Origin of the sequence: Pseudomonas sp. Irchel s3h9 (genome assembly GCF_900187475.1) — a bacterium.
Classification (GTDB): Bacteria; Pseudomonadota; Gammaproteobacteria; order Pseudomonadales; family Pseudomonadaceae; genus Aquipseudomonas; species Aquipseudomonas neuropathica.
The window spans coordinates 123,042-140,957 of sequence record NZ_FYDH01000002.1 but is presented as its reverse complement, the minus strand read 5'-3'; the positions used below and the strand labels follow the sequence as shown (position 1 = coordinate 140,957).

At 56.6% G+C, this 17,916-nt stretch carries 14 protein-coding genes; 3 read left to right on the top strand and 11 right to left on the bottom strand.

The annotated features are described in order from the left end of the window. Position 1: 1 nt before the first annotated feature. The 9 genes from CKW26_RS03540 to CKW26_RS03500 form a co-directional block, all read right to left on the bottom strand. Positions 2 to 835, bottom strand: coding sequence for a DUF4123 domain-containing protein (locus CKW26_RS03540; protein WP_095047528.1), 834 nt, complete (start codon positions 833 to 835; stop codon positions 2 to 4). Then, the gene (gene tssI / locus CKW26_RS03535; protein ID WP_095047527.1) at positions 832 to 2,907 is read right to left on the bottom strand and encodes a type VI secretion system tip protein TssI/VgrG; all 2,076 of its coding nucleotides are present in this window, start codon (positions 2,905 to 2,907) and stop codon (positions 832 to 834) included. Before tssI ends, CKW26_RS03540 begins: the two co-directional genes overlap by 4 nt. 129 nt (positions 2,908 to 3,036) lie before the next feature. After that, complete coding sequence (locus tag CKW26_RS03530; protein WP_007919523.1) at positions 3,037 to 3,552, bottom strand: Hcp family type VI secretion system effector; 516 nt, start codon at positions 3,550 to 3,552, stop codon at positions 3,037 to 3,039. Between the two features lie 368 nt (positions 3,553 to 3,920). Further along, positions 3,921 to 5,300 (bottom strand): VOC family protein, encoded by a 1,380-nt coding sequence (locus tag CKW26_RS03525; protein WP_095047526.1) that lies wholly within the window; start codon positions 5,298 to 5,300, stop codon positions 3,921 to 3,923. A gap of 88 nt (positions 5,301 to 5,388) precedes the next feature. Next, positions 5,389 to 6,609 carry a glycolate oxidase subunit GlcF gene (glcF, locus tag CKW26_RS03520; RefSeq protein ID WP_095047525.1) on the bottom strand — a complete coding sequence of 407 codons (1,221 nt, stop codon included), beginning with the start codon at positions 6,607 to 6,609 and terminating at the stop codon, positions 5,389 to 5,391. 2 nt (positions 6,610 to 6,611) lie between these two features. Continuing rightward, positions 6,612 to 7,661, bottom strand: a complete 1,050-nt coding sequence (gene glcE, locus CKW26_RS03515) for a glycolate oxidase subunit GlcE (protein WP_095047524.1) — start codon at positions 7,659 to 7,661, stop codon at positions 6,612 to 6,614. Further along, positions 7,661 to 9,160, bottom strand: coding sequence for a glycolate oxidase subunit GlcD (gene glcD / locus CKW26_RS03510; protein ID WP_095047523.1), 1,500 nt, complete (start codon positions 9,158 to 9,160; stop codon positions 7,661 to 7,663). Before glcD ends, glcE begins: the two co-directional genes overlap by 1 nt. 135 nt (positions 9,161 to 9,295) lie before the next feature. Beyond that, positions 9,296 to 10,222 carry an alpha/beta fold hydrolase gene (locus CKW26_RS03505; protein ID WP_095047522.1) on the bottom strand — a complete coding sequence of 309 codons (927 nt, stop codon included), beginning with the start codon at positions 10,220 to 10,222 and terminating at the stop codon, positions 9,296 to 9,298. 21 nt (positions 10,223 to 10,243) lie between these two features. Further along, on the bottom strand, positions 10,244 to 11,698 hold the full coding sequence (locus CKW26_RS03500; protein WP_095047521.1) for an NAD(P)/FAD-dependent oxidoreductase: 1,455 nt from the start codon (positions 11,696 to 11,698) through the stop codon (positions 10,244 to 10,246). 177 nt (positions 11,699 to 11,875) lie between these two features. Between CKW26_RS03500 and CKW26_RS03495 the strand changes: the two genes are divergently transcribed. Together CKW26_RS03495 and CKW26_RS03490 are read left to right on the top strand one after the other, a co-directional pair. Then, complete coding sequence (locus CKW26_RS03495; protein ID WP_095047520.1) at positions 11,876 to 12,949, top strand: diguanylate cyclase; 1,074 nt, start codon at positions 11,876 to 11,878, stop codon at positions 12,947 to 12,949. A gap of 212 nt (positions 12,950 to 13,161) precedes the next feature. Next, positions 13,162 to 14,400, top strand: a complete 1,239-nt coding sequence (locus CKW26_RS03490; protein WP_095047519.1) for a M20/M25/M40 family metallo-hydrolase — start codon at positions 13,162 to 13,164, stop codon at positions 14,398 to 14,400. Between the two features lie 80 nt (positions 14,401 to 14,480). Here CKW26_RS03490 and CKW26_RS03485 read toward each other — a convergent pair whose 3' ends face one another. Next, on the bottom strand, positions 14,481 to 15,821 hold the full coding sequence (locus tag CKW26_RS03485; protein WP_095047518.1) for an ATP-dependent endonuclease: 1,341 nt from the start codon (positions 15,819 to 15,821) through the stop codon (positions 14,481 to 14,483). Beyond that, complete coding sequence (locus CKW26_RS03480; RefSeq protein ID WP_095047517.1) at positions 15,821 to 16,774, bottom strand: reverse transcriptase domain-containing protein; 954 nt, start codon at positions 16,772 to 16,774, stop codon at positions 15,821 to 15,823. Before CKW26_RS03480 ends, CKW26_RS03485 begins: the two co-directional genes overlap by 1 nt. Before the next feature lie 800 nt (positions 16,775 to 17,574). On the opposite strand from CKW26_RS03480, the gene CKW26_RS03475 reads away from it, so the two are divergent. Next, positions 17,575 to 17,877 carry a hypothetical protein gene (locus CKW26_RS03475; protein ID WP_034152534.1) on the top strand — a complete coding sequence of 101 codons (303 nt, stop codon included), beginning with the start codon at positions 17,575 to 17,577 and terminating at the stop codon, positions 17,875 to 17,877. Positions 17,878 to 17,916 lie beyond the last annotated feature (39 nt).

The window sequence follows — 17,916 nt, the reverse complement described above, 5'->3', positions numbered from 1 at the left end:
ATTACAGACTTTCCAGTTGGGTCAGCTTGTCGCCCAGTGCAATATCGTCTCGGGCCAGCAGTTCTGCGTCGGGCGAGCGTGCCCAGAAGGTGTCGCCACGCACAATGGCCAAACGTAGCCAGCGTTCCTGATCGACCATTTGCGCGTAGCCCATATCCTGACCTGCCAGCAGTTGTCGGTAGACGAATTCAACGGCGTCCTCCGGCGGCAGCGCGTCGCGGTAATCGTCGGCAAAACGGGTGGCGATGACTTTCAACCGCCCCTGCTCGATGAGCGTCTGACGTTGCGGGCTTAAATACAGCCATGCCGGTGGCTGGACAACTGTTTCCGGACTGTGCGGCGCTTTGGCGTAATATCGCCAGCCGATTTCGTTTCGCCAGGCCAAGCTGTTGAACGGGCCGAGAAATTGCGTTCTTTCGGCTTCGTCGAGGCTCAGCAGCAAGGGTTCCAGCCAGCGCGGATCAAAGAAACGCATCATCTGTTGCGGCTCATCATCGGTACGAACCGTCAATAGGCTGCGCCAGTGTTCGACGCCATGATCCAGAGACTCCGGGTTGCTCAGCCACGCGACACATCCAGCATCCGCGCGTTCCAGCAGAGCCCCGATGAAGTCCGCGGCTGCACCTTTGTCTGGGCACAGGACTGCATAGGGGCCAGCAGGCTGAAGATCTGCATAGGGCGTTCCTGTGAACAGTGGTATGCAACTGGGTCGAGATTGCTCTTCACCCTGATACAAGTGGCTCAGCAGATCCGGATCAAAGCTTCGATCCAAGATCAGGCACATCACACCCGTTGTTGCAGGTTGCTTGAAGGGTGATTCGATGGAAACGATCATGCAGACCCACCTGGTTGGTGAATTGGGCAGCAACCTGTTGCATCCAGATGACACGATGGCGTCGGCAGCAACACACCTGCTTTTGACTGTGCCTTGAATGAACCCAATGAAGGTTTTACAACCTGGCCAGCCTTGTCAGCATCAGCCTGTTTCACAACGCCGGGCAACAACGGCGCCGCGCCCGTGCCGCTCCCCGGGCTACCACCCGAGTTCATATTGATCACCGGCCCACTCATGGTCACGCCACCAGCATCAATCTTGATGAAGCTGCCGCCGCCGATCAGGGTCAGCTCACTACCGGCTTCCATCACCACTTTCATGCCGCTGCTGAGGTGGATTTCCTGGCCTGCGTCGATGAACTGGCCGGTGCCGATCTTGATGTGCTGGTTCACGCCGACAGTCAGGTGGTCGTTGGCTCGGGCTTCGACTTTGCGGTCGGCGTAGACGGTGTGGTGTTCTTCGGCCTTGAACTCGCTGTAGCTGTTCTTTTCGACGGTGTCGTGGCGTTCGTTGCCGACGCGGATTTTCTGGTCGTGCTCGATGTTTTCGTCCCAATCGCGCTGGGCGTGCAGGTAGATCTGTTCCTGACCTTTTTTGTCTTCGATGCGCAGTTCGTTGTAGCCGCCACCGCCCATCGAGCTGAGGGTCTTGAAGGTGCTGCGGGTCTTGTTTGCCGGCAGTGGATAGGGGACGGTGTTTTCCTTGTGGTACAGGCAGCCGCTGATCAGCGGTTGATCGGGGTCGCCTTCAAGGAAGGTGACCAGCACTTCCATGCCGATGCGCGGGATGGCGATGCCGCCGTATTGCGCGCCGGCCCAGGCGCTGGAGACGCGCAGCCAGCAACTGGTTTTGTCGTCGGCTTCGCCTTCGCGGTCCCAGTGGAACTGGACTTTGACGCGGCCGTATTCGTCGCAATGGATCTCTTCGCCTTTCGGGCCGGTGACCACGGCGCTCTGGCTGCCGAGGATGCGTGGTTTCGGGTGGCGCAGGGGCGGGCGGTTGGGCACGTCCCATGGGGTGGCCTGAAAGCGGTTGCGATAGCCCTGGTGGAAATCGTCTTTCAGCGCGGTGGTGTCGCTGGTTACCGACTCTTCGAGGACCTGCGGCTGCTTGCCTTCGTGGTGGACTTCGGTGAGCAGCCAGAGGTCATTCCACTTGGCTTTCGGGTGCGCGGTCAGGGCGAGGAAGTGGCCGCTGACCAGCAACGGCTGATCGCTCCTGCCTTCAGCCAGCTTGAAATCGCTGCGATGACGTTCGAGGGCGCGTTTGGCCAGGTGTTTGCCGCGCTCGCGGTCGATGAAACGACCTGGGTAATCGTAGTCTTCGAGGTCGGGCAGGGCGTCGCCACGGTTTTCGCTTTCGAGGGTAATACGCGGTTTTTCGAAATCGTAATCGCGGCGGGTGGTGCGGCTGGTGCGGGTTTCCAGGCGCAGGTCGAAGCGCTTGATCACCGGGTCACTGGCGACCATGCCGGAGTCTTGCTGATAGGCCACAGGCTTGAGTTTCGGGAACACCGTCTGGTCATCGCCGAACACCAGTTTGTGCGCCGTCGCCGTGTGCTCGAAGTGGTAGTGGATACCTTCTTCCTCGCACAGGCGCTGGATGAAATGCAGGTCCGATTCATCGTATTGCACGCAGTAGATGCGCTCGGGATAGATCGAACCGGTCTTGAATTCGTAGGCGTTGCTTTGAATGCCGTGCTCTTCGAGGACCATGCCGATGATTTTCGGCACCGTGAGGTTCTGGAAGATGCGCTGATTGACGCGGTGCGCCAGGTAGGACAATTGCGGGCGCAGGGTCACCGAGTAACGGGTCAGGCGTTTGCCGGAATCACCTTGCGCGGCGCGGTAGATCTGGCCGTGGATGCCGCTGCCGTCGGGCGACAGTTGCAGGAAGGCCGGTTTGTGCAGCAGGGTTTCGAGGTCCAGCGACGGCTGCTCACTGACCAGCTCCACCTCGAACACAAAAGGCTGGCTGATGGCTTCGCGGCCTTGCAGGGTGAATACCTGAAAGTCAGCAGAAAGACCTTCGATGGTCAGGGCAAAGTGGGTTTCATTGGCCGGCGCGAACATCCCTTGTTCCTCGTGCTGTACAGCGGCGTGAGTTGACGACCGCAAACGGCTCAACTTACGCGAAATTCTGGAGGGCGAAAACAACATCGACCAGCAGAGCTGGCCGATGCTTGTAACGATCAGCCGTAATTAAACGACTGGAGCACGCCAGTCATCGGAACCCGAAGTACCGGATACTTCGTGGGTCCAGGTGATTTTGCGGTAGGTGAACTGCACTTCTTCCAGGTGGGTGAAGTGCGAATTGCCTGGATCCTGGCAGTTGTGCATTTTGTTGTTGATGGCGACGATGATCGCGTCTTCCAGTTTGGTGGTGTAGTAGTGCTCTTGGGTGCCTTGAGCAGAAGTACGGAACCACTGGATAACGATTTCGCTCATGCGCTCGCCGGAGGTCAGAGCGGCTTGCAACAGAGGCGAAGCCTTGTCGTAGACCTTGGTGATCACAACTGGCTTGTGAACGCGCTGACCGGTTGGCTGACCGGATTGTGGGTCACGCGGGATGATCACGTCGTGGCTGAAAGCCTGAACCATAACCTGGTCTTCGTGGCCTTCCTGGTAGGTGTTGCCTACGGAGTCAGCGGTGAAAGCGCCTGCAGTGATCAGGCCTTGTTTTTCGCCGGTAACCGACATGTACGCTGGTGTTGCCATGGGGTGCTCTCCTTGCGGAATAATTTAAGGTGCCCGGGAGGCGAAATCGCCCGGTGGGTGCCTGACTGTTATCAAGGAGCGTGCCAACAATTGTTGCGACCATGCGGGCCGGGGTGTTTGTCTGATTTTTCAGGCGCTTGTGCGAAATAAAGCGCTCGCTCAAGGCAAAAGTGCGCAAGAAGTTGCGCAGTACTGCGCAACTTCTTGCGCACTTGGCTGCAGGCCTTGTGCGACGTGGCTCTCAGCGGTTTTATCAGGCTTTTTTGCAAAACAAGTGCGCAACTTCTTGCGCACAATGGCCAGGTGCCATCATTTGGTCGAAGCGGCTGCTTAAAACTTTTAGATCAAAAGATCGCAGCCTTCGGCCGTTACCGGGAAAGTGTGGACAGACAATTATCGATCGAACGCTGCTGCGTCGCGGCATACAACCCCAACTCATCAATAGTCGCGCGCCCCAGCGCCTGCTCGAAGGCCTGCCGATTGGAATGCTCGCCATAATGCGCCTGTGCCGCGTCGCCAAGGTTCGACTGAAAAATCCCCGCCGCACTCACCGGCAGGAAGTCTTCGTACACCAACGGTTCCGCTTTCACATAACCACCGCGCAACAAGTCCTCCAGAGACGACTGCCCAAGCCCTCCAGCAGCCTGCCCTTTTTCCGTGGCGAAATAACGAAAGTACGCCAACCCTTGTTCTCGCATACCCTCGACACTGTCAGGAAATTCGCCAAAGTGCTGAGCCATCAGCGCGTTGTAGCGTGCGGCATTGCCTTCGTTGGGGAAGTCACCGAGTTCATCGCGCGCGGCATTCAGCAAGCGGTCATACAGCTCCCGACCTTTGGGCGTGAGCGCCGCGCCGCGCTGTTCGATTTCGCCGAAACGCGCGCTGTGACTGCCACGGGTTTGGTTCTGATCGGTGAAGGCGATCGGCTCGTCCAGTGCCTTGAAACTGGTTTGGCGCAGCAGGATCGGGCACTGCCGGCGCGGTGGGCCTTCGATCACGGCTTTCGGGGTGATGCCATGGGCTGGCATCTGTTCTTGGACGCGGTCGATGTCCAGCGTGCGCGGCGTCAGGTGATTGATGTGCGGGCCTTTGAATGCGACCACATCGGCGATCAAGCGATGTTGGGCGCTCAAAGATTGATATTGCGCAGCGGTAACCGTGGCGCTGTGATGCCAGCGAAAGGTTTCCAATGCCTGTAGGACGAATGCCTCGGCCTCGCTTTCATTCAGTCCGCCCGCGTTTTCAGCTTGCGCGATCAGGCGCAACGCCTCCGAGGTAAAGATCGAACGCTTGGCCAGCACTGATTCGGCAAAGGCACGCAGTTGCGCATCCTCAATCAACTCGAGGCGCAACAGCGACGTAAACACGCGAAACGGGCTGACTTGCAGCGCCTCTTCATGCACCGCGCGAAACGCTGTGGAATGCACCGGCACGCCCGCCGGGGTCAGGTCGTAATAACCCACCGGTTGCATGCCCATCACCGCAAACAGGCGGGCGAGGGTGGCCAGTTCCGTCGCGGTGCCGACGCGAATGGCGCCATGACGCTCCATGTCCAGCCGTTGGATTTCGCCGGTGCTATCGAGCTGCCGGGCGATGTCCGGCTGACGTGCAAGCACCTCGCGGTTGGTCTGCTCCACCAATTGCATCAGCGCGCCGTACAGCGGCACTTCTTCGCGGTACATGTCGGACATCGCTTTGGAGAAGCGTTGGCGGATCAGGTCGGGGCTGACGAACGGCTGCACGGTCATGAAAAAAATTCCTGCCACGGTCACGGAATGGATGAGGGAAAAGATCGCAGCCTTCTCGCACGCGGGCAAACGAAGAATCCTACGAACTTCATTCTGCCAACGACTGATCCACCAGTTCGATCCAGTGCATCACCCGCGTGCGCCCGGCGCTGCCCAGATGGCTCTGACAGCCGACGTTGGAGGTGACGATCAGCTCGGGGCGACCGCTTTCCAGCGCGTTAAGGCGGTTATCGCGCAGTTGCCGGGCCAGCATCGGTTGCGTCAACGAATACGTACCCGCCGAGCCGCAGCACAAATGGCCGTCAGGCACGGCGGTGAGATTGAAACCGAGGCGGGTCAGCACAGCTTCAACCGCGCCGCCCAGTTTCAACGCGTGCTGCAAGGTGCACGGGCAATGCACGGCAATCCGCCGTTCAGTGGCGGCGCAGATCTGCTCCAGCGGTTCTTGCGCGAGTATCTGCACCAGATCCAGCGTGTGCTCGCTGATTTCCCTGGCCTTGGCCGCATACACCGGATCGTCTTCCAGCAAATGCCCGTAATCCTTGATGAATGCGCCGCAACCGCTGGCGGTCTGCACAAGTGCTTCGGCACCGTTTTGCAGGTGTGGCCACCAGGCATCGATATTCTGCCGGGCGCGATCGAGGCCTTTGGCTTGCGCGTCGAGGTGATAGTCCAGCGCGCCGCAACACCCGGCCTCGGCCACCGGGGTGACACTGATGCCCAAACGATCCAGCACCCGCGCCGTGGCGTCATTGGTATTTGGCGACAACCCCGGTTGTACGCAGCCTTCAAGCAACAACACCCGCCGGGCATGGCGAGGGGCAGGGCGCGAGCCGTTAACCGGCAAGTGCTGCGGCAATTTGCTTTCAAGCAAGCGCGGCAACAGCGGCCGAAACGTCGTGCCCACTCGCAACAAGCCTTTGAACAATCCCGGATTAGGCGCCAATGCGCGCAAGCCCTCACGTAACAGGCGCTGCGCCGCCGGACGCGGCACCGCGTGATCGACCACCGCGCGGCCAATGTCGAGCAGGTTGTGATAGTCGACGCCGGACGGGCAGGTGGTTTCGCAGTTACGGCACGACAGGCAGCGGTCCAGATGCAGTTGCGTCTGCGCCGTTGCCGGCGCGCCTTCGAGCACTTGCTTGATCAGGTAGATGCGCCCGCGCGGGCCATCGAGTTCATCACCGAGCAATTGATAGGTCGGGCAGGTCGCGTTGCAAAAGCCGCAATGCACGCAGGTGCGGAGGATTTTTTCCGCTTCGGCGGCACGGGGCAGTTGCAGTGACTGTTCGCTGAGGGTGGTTTGCATGGCTAGAACTCCGCGTACATGCGCCCGGGGTTGAACAGCCCTTGCGGGTCGAGTTGCGCCTTCAGTTGTCGGTGATAGCGCAGCAGTGTCCAGGCCAGCGGCTGGAACGGCGAAGAACTGGCGCCGTGGGTGAAACAGGTGGCATGGCCGCCGAGTTCCTGAGCGAGAATATGCATGTGCTCGACGTCGGATTTCAGCCAGCGTTGTGCACCGGCCCAGTCGATCAGTTGCTCGCCGGGCAGATCCAGGGGCCCGAGATTATTCGGCAACGACAAGCGCCACAGCGGCAAACCTTCGTTGAAAAACGCAAGACGCTGCTCATTCAGATCCCGCCAGAACCCTGAATCCAACGGCTCACCACCGAGGCGTTGATGCGCCGCCGTCACCGAGCCTTCGCCGCCCTCAAGACGCAGATACAGGCTCTGGCCATCGTGGCACGCGGCGCTGATCGGCAACGGTTGCTGACCCCATTCGGCAAGCTTGGCCAGTGCCCGCGCGCATTCAATGTCGAGGCGAATGCTCAGGCACTGGCGCGGTTTCGGCAGGACTTTCAGCGACACTTCGGTGAGCACGCCGAGGCAGCCGTAACTGCCGGCCATCAACCGCGACAGGTCATAACCGGCGACGTTCTTCATCACTTCGCCGCCGAAGCGCAGGTGCTGACCGAGGCCGGTGATGACCCGCGTGCCGAGGACGAAATCGCGCACCGAGCCCGACCACGGCCGCCGAGGCCCGGATAAACCCGTGGCGATCATGCCGCCGACGGTGGCGCCCTCGCCGAACGCTGGCGGTTCGCACGGCAGCATTTGCCCGGCAGCGTCCAGCGCCGCCAGCAGCTCGGACAACGGCGTGCCGGCGCGCGCCGTAACCACCAGTTCGGTCGGCTCGTAACGGACGATGCCGCAATGGGCGCGGGTGTCGAGCACTTCACCGGCGACCTCGCGGCCGAGGAACGCTTTGCTGTTGCCACCCTGAATTTTCAGCGGCGTGGCATTGGCCCGGGCCTCGTTGACCTGATCGAGCAGGGCGCTGGCGGCATCGACGTCGGCCATCAGAAACGCTCCAGTTCGGGAAAGGGCAATTGCCCGGCGTGAATATGCATGGCGCCGAATTCGGCGCAGCGGTGCAGGGTCGGAATGTTCTTGCCGGGATTCAGCAGGCCTTGTGGGTCGAACGCGGCTTTTACTGCATGAAACAGGCTCAGTTCGTCACTGTTGAACTGCGCGCACATCTGGTTGATTTTCTCGCGGCCGACGCCGTGTTCGCCGGTGATGCTGCCGCCGACCTGCACGCACAGTTCGAGGATCTTGCCGCCCAAGGCTTCGGCGCGGTGCAGCTCGCCGGGTTGATTGGCGTCGAACAGAATCAGCGGGTGCATGTTGCCGTCGCCGGCATGGAATACGTTGGCCACGCGCAATCCGTATTCTTCGCTGAGGCGGGCGATGCCTTGCAAAACCCCGGGCAATTCGCGGCGCGGGATGGTGCCGTCCATGCAGTAATAGTCCGGTGACAAACGACCGATGGCCGGAAAGGCATTTTTGCGCCCGGCCCAGAAACGCACGCGCTCGGCTTCGTCGCGGGCCTGACGCACTTCGGTGGCGCCGGCCGCGGTCATGACCTCGCGCACCCGTTGGCAATCATCGTGGACATCGGCTTCGACGCCATCGAGTTCGCACAGCAGAATCGCCTCGGCATCGACCGGGTAACCGGCGTGGATGAAATCTTCGGCGGCGCGAATGGCGAGGTTGTCCATCATCTCCAGGCCGCCGGGAATAATCCCCGCCGCGATGATTTCAGCGACCGCACGGCCGGCCTTTTCTACGGAATCGAAACTGGCCAGCAGGACTTTCGCGACCTGGGGTTTGGGCAGCAGTTTGACCGTGACTTCGGTGATGATCCCCAGCAAACCTTCGGAGCCGGTGAAGAGCGCGAGCAAATCGAAACCCGCTGAATCGAGGGCGTCCGAACCCAGGGTCAGGCGTTCGCCTTCGATGGTCAGCACTTCGATTTTCAGCAGGTTGTGCACGGTCAAACCGTACTTGAGACAATGCACGCCGCCGGCATTTTCGGCGACGTTGCCGCCGATCGAACAGGCGATCTGCGAGGATGGATCTGGCGCGTAATACAGGCCGAAAGGCGCCGCTGCCTGGGAGATCGCCAGATTGCGCACCCCCGGTTGAACCCGCGCGGTGCGCGCGGCCGGGTCGATGTGCAGGATATTATTGAAGCGCGCCATCACCAGCAGCAGGCCCTGTTCCAGCGGCAAGGCGCCGCCGGACAACCCGGTGCCGGCACCACGGGCAACCACCGGGACGTTTTTCTCATGGCAGAGTTTGAGCAGGGTTTGCACTTGCTCAATTCGTCGGGGCAGGGCGACCAGCATCGGCGTGGTGCGGTAGGCGGAGAGACCGTCGCATTCGTAGGGTTTGAGTTCTTCCTCGCGCCACAAAATGTCGAGATCTGGCAGCGTTTGCTGCAATGACTTGAGGAATCCGGCCTTGTTCACCTGCGGCAACGGGCCGTCGAGGCGTTCGTCATAAAGAATGTTCATCTCAAGCCCTTACCCTTGATCGTTCCCACGCTCTGCTGGGAATGCAGCCCGTGACGCTCCGCGTCACTGGACGCGGAGCGTCCCTTGAGGCATTACCACGCAGAGCGTGGGAACGATCAGGGGAAGAGTGCATTGTCATCTTTGGCTTCCCAGAAACTCGCGATACAGGCGCGCAGTATTCCCCGGCTGTTCAACCATCGGCATGTGCCCGACGTGATCCCAGACATCCACACGCAAATTGGCGATGCCCTTGCTCCACACCGGCACGCTGCTGACGTCGATCAGCCGATCCTTGCGCCCCCAGAGCAACAGCGCCGGGCACTTGATGTCGGCCAGTTTCGGCTCCATCGGCGGGCTGGCGCGAAAATCGCGGAAGATCTCTTCCAGTTCATCGCGTTGTTGTTCGTAGCGCTGGGCGATGGCGTCCAGCACCAATTTGGGTACCCATGGTGGCGTGGCCATGGTCATCGCGTAGAACTGCTGGAACTCTTCCCGCGAATTGATCAGAAACGGGTTATGCCCGCGCGCCAGATGCCGCTCCATGTCGCTGGCCTCAGGCGCGGTGACGCCCGCCGGGTCGATCAATGCCACCGACGCGATGCGGTCGGGATAAGTCGCCGCCAGCCACGCGGCGATGTAGCCGCCCATCGAGTTGCCGATTACGTGGACTTTCTCCACGCCGCAAACGTCGAGCAACTGGATCATGCGCTTGGCCTGCAACGGAATGTCGTAGCCGCCGCCCGCCTTGAAGCCGGTTTCACCATGGCCGGCGAGGTCCGGGATGATCACCCGATACTGGCGCACGAAGTGCCGGGAAAAGCGCAGCCACAGGTTCTTGTCGGCGCTGTAGCCATGCAGCATCAGAATCGCGCTGGCCGCTTCATACGGCCCGCCCTGCCAAGTCGAGACGGTCATCTCGGCGATCGGCACTTCGATCTTGTGCAATTTGTACAACTTGGCCTCGATGGCCATGTTCAGGTCGTACAGCCAATGACCAACCGCCGGATAACTCAACCAGCTCCAGGCCACGAAAACCGCGAGGGCGACAAACAGCAAAAGCATCGACGTCTTCCTTTTACGTGTTCAGGACAGAATGTGGTCGGCCGGTTTCAGCGCTCGGGTCAAGCGGTGGTAGCTGAAACTGAAGCCGGGAAACATCGCGATCACATGACCGCTCTTGCTTTGATACCAACTGTGGCAGCCGCCGGACTTCCAGACCGTGCGCTCCATTTCCCGATGAATCATCTCAGTGTAGGTACGTTCCGCTTCGGGGCGCACTTCGATGCTGCGCAGACCCTTCGCCTGCACGGTGCGAATACAGTCAAGGATGTAGTTCATCTGCGACTCGATGATGAACAGCGCCGAGGTGTGGCCGATGCCGGTGTTGGGGCCGGTGACGATAAACAGGTTGGGAAAGTCCGGCAGACTGGTGCCCAGATAGGCGCGCGGGTATTGCGCCCAGACATCTCTGAGTTGCACGGCGTTTTTTCCGCTGACCGGGTAGGAAATCACCCCGTCGGTTGCGTCGTACCCGGTCGACCAGATAATCAGATCAACATCGATGTGCTGGCCGTCCTCGGTGTTGATCCCGGTTTCGTCGATGGACGCAATGCCTTGCTCGCGCGTATGCAAGGCGACGTTGGAACGGTTCAGCGCCGGGTAATAGGTGCTGGACACCAGCACCCGTTTGCAGCCAATGGTGAAGTCCGGGGTGAGTTTTTCTCGCAGCACCGGGTCCGGCACTTGGCGTTTGAGAAAACGCAGGGCGTGCTGCTGGACCATGTGAATCGCCGCTTTCGAGTATTTGAACGCGATGACGCGGGTTTCGAATTGCCAGTAAATCAGCCAGCGCAACAGTTTGTAGGCGGGTTTGCGGCCAAGCAGCCAGCGTTGCAGCGGTCCGAACTGACGATCGGCGCGGGGCAGCACCCAGTGTGGCGTGCGCTGAAACACGTGCAGGTGATCGACTTGCGGCGCAATCGCCGGAATCACTTGTACCGCACTGGCACCGCTGCCGACGATGGCCACGCGTTTAGCGCGGTAGTCGTAGCTGTGATCCCAGTTGTTCGTATGAAACGTCTTGCCTTGAAAGCGCTCCTGGCCGGGAAAGTGTGGGATGACCGGTTGGCTCAATGGTCCGGTGGCATTGATCAGGAACTGCGCATAAAAGGTGCCTTTGCTGGCGGTATACACGGCCCAGCGTTTTTCCGTGTCGTCCCATTCGACGCGCTCGACATTGGCCTCCAGCTCCACGCGGTCACGCAAACCGAACTGCTCGATGACATGCTCGGTGTAGCGCTGCAACTCGGCTTGTCCGGCGAACATCTGCGACCAGCGGTACGGCGCGAACGACAGCGAATACAGCGGCGACGGCACGTCCACCGCCGCGCCGGGGTAGGTGTTCTGGCACCAGGTGCCGCCAAAGAAGTCCCGTCGCTCCAGCAGGCGAAAATCGTCGATCCCGGCCTTGAGCAGGTTGACCGCAGCACATTGACCGCCAAAACCGCTGCCGATGATCAACACGTGATAGGTGTGCATGGGTCTCCTTCTTATAGTTTTTTTTCCATTTTGCTCCTTTCATGTATAGCCAAATATTTGCACTGTGCGCGGCCCTGATGTCGCGCTATTCAGCCCGCTGGCCGGTGATGGCTATTTAACGTCGCCCTGTTAGACTTCCAGCACATCCGTCCTGCGGTGTGCGTGATCGAGGTCCTTATGGGAAATACCGGAGGAAAGGGACTTTCATTGGCCAGGAGGCTTTATACATCGCGCATCCTCGGGTTGATTCTGGGGCTTGTGTGCGTGAGCGTGGCGATGTATTCGCTCGATCCGCCGCTCTGGGTCTGGGCGTTGATGTTCTTCAATGGCTTGGTCTGGCCGCATCTGGCGTTTCAATGGGCGCGCCGCGCCCGGGTTCCTTACCACGCTGAACACCGCAATCTGTTGATCGACGCCTTTTTCGGCGGCTTTTGGCTTGCCGCCATGCATTTCAATCCGCTGCCCACTGCCACGACCATTTCGATGATGGCGATGAACAACGTCGCTATCGGCGGTTCACGCTTTCTATTGGCAGGCTCAGCGGCGCAGTTGCTCGGGGTCGGCGTCGGGCTGGTGGTGTTTGCTCCGGCATTCATTCCGCAAACCACACCTGCACAAATGTATGCCTGTTTCCCGCTTCTGCTGCTATACCCCTTGGCGCTGGGCTGGATCTGCTTTCGTCAGGCCTACACGCTTGGCTTGCATAAACGCGAATTGCTCGCCTTGAGCCGCACCGACAGCCTGACCGGGTTGCTCAATCATGGCGCCTGGAAGGATCAACTGGAGATCGCTTTTCAGCGCTGCAAGCGGCAGAAGCAGGGTGCGGCGATTGCGCTGATCGACATCGATCACTTCAAGGCGATCAACGACACCTACGGCCATGTCGCGGGCGACATCGTGTTGCGCCAGTTGAGCAAGTTGCTTAAACAAAACCTGCGGGCGACGGACGTTGCCGGGCGTTATGGCGGTGATGAGTTCTGCGTGATTTTGCCGGATCTGCCGCTGTTCAACGCCGCGCAGGCGATGGAAGCGTTGCGTGAGCGCTTCGCGATTCTGGGTTATGAGCAGAATCCGGCGTTGAAGGTCAGCTTGAGCATCGGCCTGGCGGCGTACGATCCGGCGCATGCCGACGCAACACGCTGGCTCAATGATGCCGATCAGGCGTTGTACGAGGCCAAGGCCAGCGGGCGTAACCGGGTGATCTGCAATTGCGATGACAAGTCCCGGCAGACGTTACTGGATTCGGTTTGACCGCTATACCCCACATCCCCTGTAGGAGCTGCCGAAGGCTGCGATCTTTTGACTTTGGTCTTTCTAAATCAAAAGCAAGATCAAAAGATCGCAGCCTTCGGCAGCTCCTACACGTGTTCGGTGGTGGTCAGGGAGAGGTCGCATTCGGTGTAGAGCCTCGCGCCGATGTCGGGTACGGTTAAATCCCCCCGACGCTAAACAAGGATCGCTTCATGACGTGCTCATTTTCTCGCTCCCTGCTGGCCGCTAGCCTCGGCCTGTCTCTCACTTTCTCCGCTGCCCACGCCTTTGCCGAACCGCACAAACAAGTGCTCGCTGATGCCGAGCAATACCAGCCAGAAGCGCTGAAATTGCTGGAACGGCTGGTCAATGTCGACTCCGGTTCTGGCTATGAACCGGGCCTCAAGCAAGTCAGCGACATCGCCATCGATGAGCTGAAAAAACTCGGCGCCACCATCGAACTGGTGCCGAACACACCGGAAAAATCCAACCATGTACTGGCGACGCTGAAAGGCACCGGCAAGGCGAAAATCCTCCTGATGGCGCACATGGACACGGTGTTCAAGGAGGGGGCGGCGGCCGAGCGGCCGTTCCACATCAAGGACGGCCGCGCTTACGGGCCAGGGGTGATGGATGACAAGGGCGGCATCGTCGCCGGGATCTTTGCGCTGAAAGTCCTGAAAAACCTCGACTTCAAGGACTACGCGCAAATCACTTTCCTGCTCGACGCCAGCGAAGAAACCGGTTCGGACGTCGCCACCGATCTGATCAAGAAAACCGCCAAACAGCACGACGTGACCCTCAACCTTGAGCCGGGACGCCCGGCTGATGGCCTGGTGGTGTGGCGCAAGGGCAGCGCGACGGCGCTGGTCGAGGTCAAGGGTAAAGCCGCACACGCCGGCGTCGCCCCGGAACTGGGGCGCAACGCCGCGATGGAAGCGGCGCACCAGATTCTGCAACTGGGCAAACTCGGCGATGAAGCGAAGAAGACCACCATCAACTTCACCGTGCTCAAGGCCGGCGACCGCACCAACGTGATTCCCGATCAAGCCACGGCCAAGGCCGACGTGCGCGCGGCGGTGCCGGAGGAGTTTGACCGGATCGAGAAGGATCTGGCACGGGTGTCGCAGGACAAATTGATTGCTGAGACGGAAGTGAAGACTTCATTACAACGCGGCTTGCCACCGATGCCGCAAACGCCTGAGTCGGATCGCCTGATGGCCATGGCCCAGGGGATTTATGGCGAGATTGGCCGCAAGCTGACCGAGGAGGGCAGTGGTGGCGCGGCGGATGCGAGTTTGTCGGCCGGGGTCGGCACGCCGACGCTGGATGGTTTCGGGATTGTCGGCGGCAATATTCACACGCCGGAGGAATACGCCGAAGTGGCGAGCGTGGCGCCGCGGATTTATCTGTTGTCGCGGATGATTATGGAGTTGGCAAAGAATAAATAATAAATGAGCGAGAGCTGAGCGGCCGTTATGGATTGTGGGCTGTTTAGCTTTCGGAAGTAACAAAGGTTTAATAGGTAGAGTTAATCAGGTCTTTGAGCTAAAAAAGACGCGATTTCTTTGCTGAGATTAGTTATATCCTCCATCGAGGAGTTGCAAAGGTATTCGAATATCTTAGGGTCGGTAGTTTCGTTGGTTTCAATGATTTTTTTATAGAAATGTTTATCGGTGACAATGGCTTCAGTGCATTGAAAATCTGGCAGAAATTTTGATAATTTGTGGTCTTGGAAGATTCTTTTTTCCACGCTGTCGAAAGGCAAGAAATAGGTGTTGGGACAATTTTTTATATGTTTGTATATTCTTTGATCGCCGTCAAGTATGGAGATTACATTTTCCGGATTGGAAAGGAAACGCTCTTTTGCATTGAGTGCTAATAGCTTTGTCACATTTGATCCGCCTCCAATAGGGACAATTTTGTATTGTGAAAAATTGGTTGGGCAATATTTTGCTATAATGAAGTCAAGTAGATTCTTTAACATGTCGTCTTCTGTAAGGATGTATTTGTCCCACCCTTTGAATCCGAACATTATGCTTTTTATATAATTATACGATGCGGGAATTATGTCGCCACTTCCTTCGCTGTTGGACATGTAGAAAAGCTCTTTGTCTTTAAGAGTTCTCATTAGTGCTAGGGAATGAGTTGTACAGAATATGTTTACTTTGTATGTGTCGCAAAAGGCGCGTAGCCGTCGGATTAGATGAGCTTGAGCTGCTGCATCTAATGAGATATCTATTTCGTCAATTACAATCAGTTTGCATCGATTGGTGATTTTTCGATAAAGGCTGATCAAGAAAAACTCGCCAGAGCTTAGATGGTCCTCTCTTACGTACCTGTCTTTTTCGAGAGGGATACAATAGTATTTGGTGTTCTTTACTTGTATTTCAATTAAGTTATTGAATTTGTCGCAGGAGTAAATATCGTTGAGGAATTCAATAAGTTCGTGAGGTGTTGTGAATTTGCCTAAGATAATTGCTGTTCTGATATCTTTGTCGGCAGTGCTGATGCTTTGGAAATGATTGAATCTCTGGCCATACGGCATTGGAAGTTCGACGTCAATAGTTTTCTTAATCTCATCCGGGATCGCTGACTTGCAGTTGAGGGTGTTAATCGTCGCATCGAAGCTGAATAGGTACTCGTCATTCCCAATTTTGTACGTGACTTCACTGCCATCCTTGAACACTCCAGGTGACGTGGTTTTTGAAAATGTATCTGCGGAGCGAAAATTAAGAATTGATTTAATAAGTGTCGTCTTTCCAATTCCATTCTTGCCTACAAGGCAAGTGAGCTTGTTCTGGCTCAAGTCTAAGCTAAAAATCATATTCTTAATATGTTGTATGTTTTTTAGTTCGACTGAGAGTAGCATTATAATCTGTCCGATTTGTGAAGAAACATATCAACAGTGGTTGCGCCGTATTTTTTTCTTAACTTGTCTAAATAGCTTGGGTCTACTGTGTTGTAATAGTTTAAGTGTCCAGACAGTTTTTCTATTGCGGTTTCTATATCTGAATCGACAATCTCAATGAATTTTTCTCTGTTTGTTAAATAGTAGTGTAGTTTTACTTCTGTATCTTTTTTGAACTTTATATCTATAGTTACTTTTCCATTGGGGAGTATCACCATTCCAAGTAATTTTATTTTGTTTCCTGTTTGGGTGTGTTTGCTTTTTTTGATGTTTATTGAGAGTTTATTTTTTGTGGTGTCTGATAATAGTTGTGCGATATATCTCTCGGCTTCAAGTATGGGTTCTTTTTTTTTGCCTGAGACAATTATGTCATCGGAATATCTCGATAGTGTTAGTGAGTTTTTGTCGCAGTAGTCTTTAAGGCTGTTGTCGAAAATGAATAAGCACGAGTTGCTAAGGAGAGGTGATGTTGAAAATCCGACCGGTACGGAGTTTTTTATTGTTAGGGTTTTAATGATGCTGTCGATGTGCAGATTTATATCTGAAATTGGACATTTTTCAATATCTCTTATTATTGTTGTTTTTACCAGTTCTTCGTCAATGCTGTTAAAGAAATCGTTTATATCTGTTTGGAAGAAATATTTGCTATTTGAGTGCTTTGATACTGCATCTACAGCGTTGACACCCTTTCGATATGAGAATACAACTTCTTCGTTTGTGCTTAGGTGTTCTAGAAGAAAAAGTTTTAGGAATGAGTGAAATGTTTTTAGTTTTTTGTTTGGGATGTGTATTTCTCTGTTGTTATAGATTTTTGTTTCGTATAAGTCGTTGATGTTTCCAGTGTCCAGTTCAGGGAAATCGAATTTTCCCTGATGCATCGCTGTTAATAGATCTATTAAAGGTCTTTTGTTCATTTGTTAACCCTAGGGTTTAACTGGGGCGATGGGTGGCTTTCGATAAAATATGCCGCAAAACATCGCATTGCACAATCATTTCAAAAAAAAGAGAAATTGCTCTGTTTTACGTAGGAAAAATACATTTCAGAGGGAGTGTATAGGGTAGGAAATTTCACAGGGTGAGGAGTAATTACGAGAGCAGTAGTAATCTAGACAGAAATCGATAGGTAGCTGAATCAGCTATGGCGAGAGTGGATGGATGCGGAATACGCCTGCTTGAAAGGCAAAGTTTACTATCTGTGTGCCTCCTAGCTGACTGCTAGAGAGACACACAAACGTAAAAGGAGACTAGACACCTGTAGAGGCCAGATTTGATGACTGGAGATGCTCCTAGTCACTGGCATGAGTCGGACTCTAATTCAGGGCAGAACGGAAAACAAGAGGCAGGATCATGCGTAGGCTAAGCGGTAATGAGAGCGTCTGGTGCGCTTCTAGGCGGATCCTACGAGCCCTCCTTATTGCGCACAACTTTTCAAGACGTTTCCTACAACGTACCCTGTTGCCGCGTTTCGGTATCGACCCCTATAGTTCGGGCTAGCGGAAAAACACCGCGAACGACCTTGGCCGGTCGGTAACCTGAAATGCAAACAGTGCCATTGTTCAGACCTTCAAGGACTGAGCAGCGTGTAATGGTAGCTGTGCGCGGGACACCTGCGGGTGTGCCGGATCTTTCAGGTATCTGGTCGGCCAACCCGCACACAGCTGCCACCTTATTCGTTTGGCCGCGAACGGTGGTTGCCTTACCTGGAGATACACCTATGACCGACCAAGTAATGCCCCGCTTCCTCCCCATCGACACCTACGACGCCGAATCCCCGGTGCTCTTCCTCAATACCCACTCAGAACTCAGCGACATGGCCGCCTGTGCGATGCACCGGTTTGTGGTCGTGCGCGATCTGGCCGACACCTTTGCCAGCCTCAACCTCAAAGGCATTTCCGATTGTGATCTGACGCGGGTGACCAGTGCGGTGCATCTGTTGATGCGCGAGGGCTGTGCGATTCTGAATGTGATTCAGGCGCGGGCGGTGCAGCGGGAGGAGGCTTACAAGACGCCGGTTTAGCGGTGTAGCGGCAGGCCTCATCGCTGGCAAGCCAGCTCC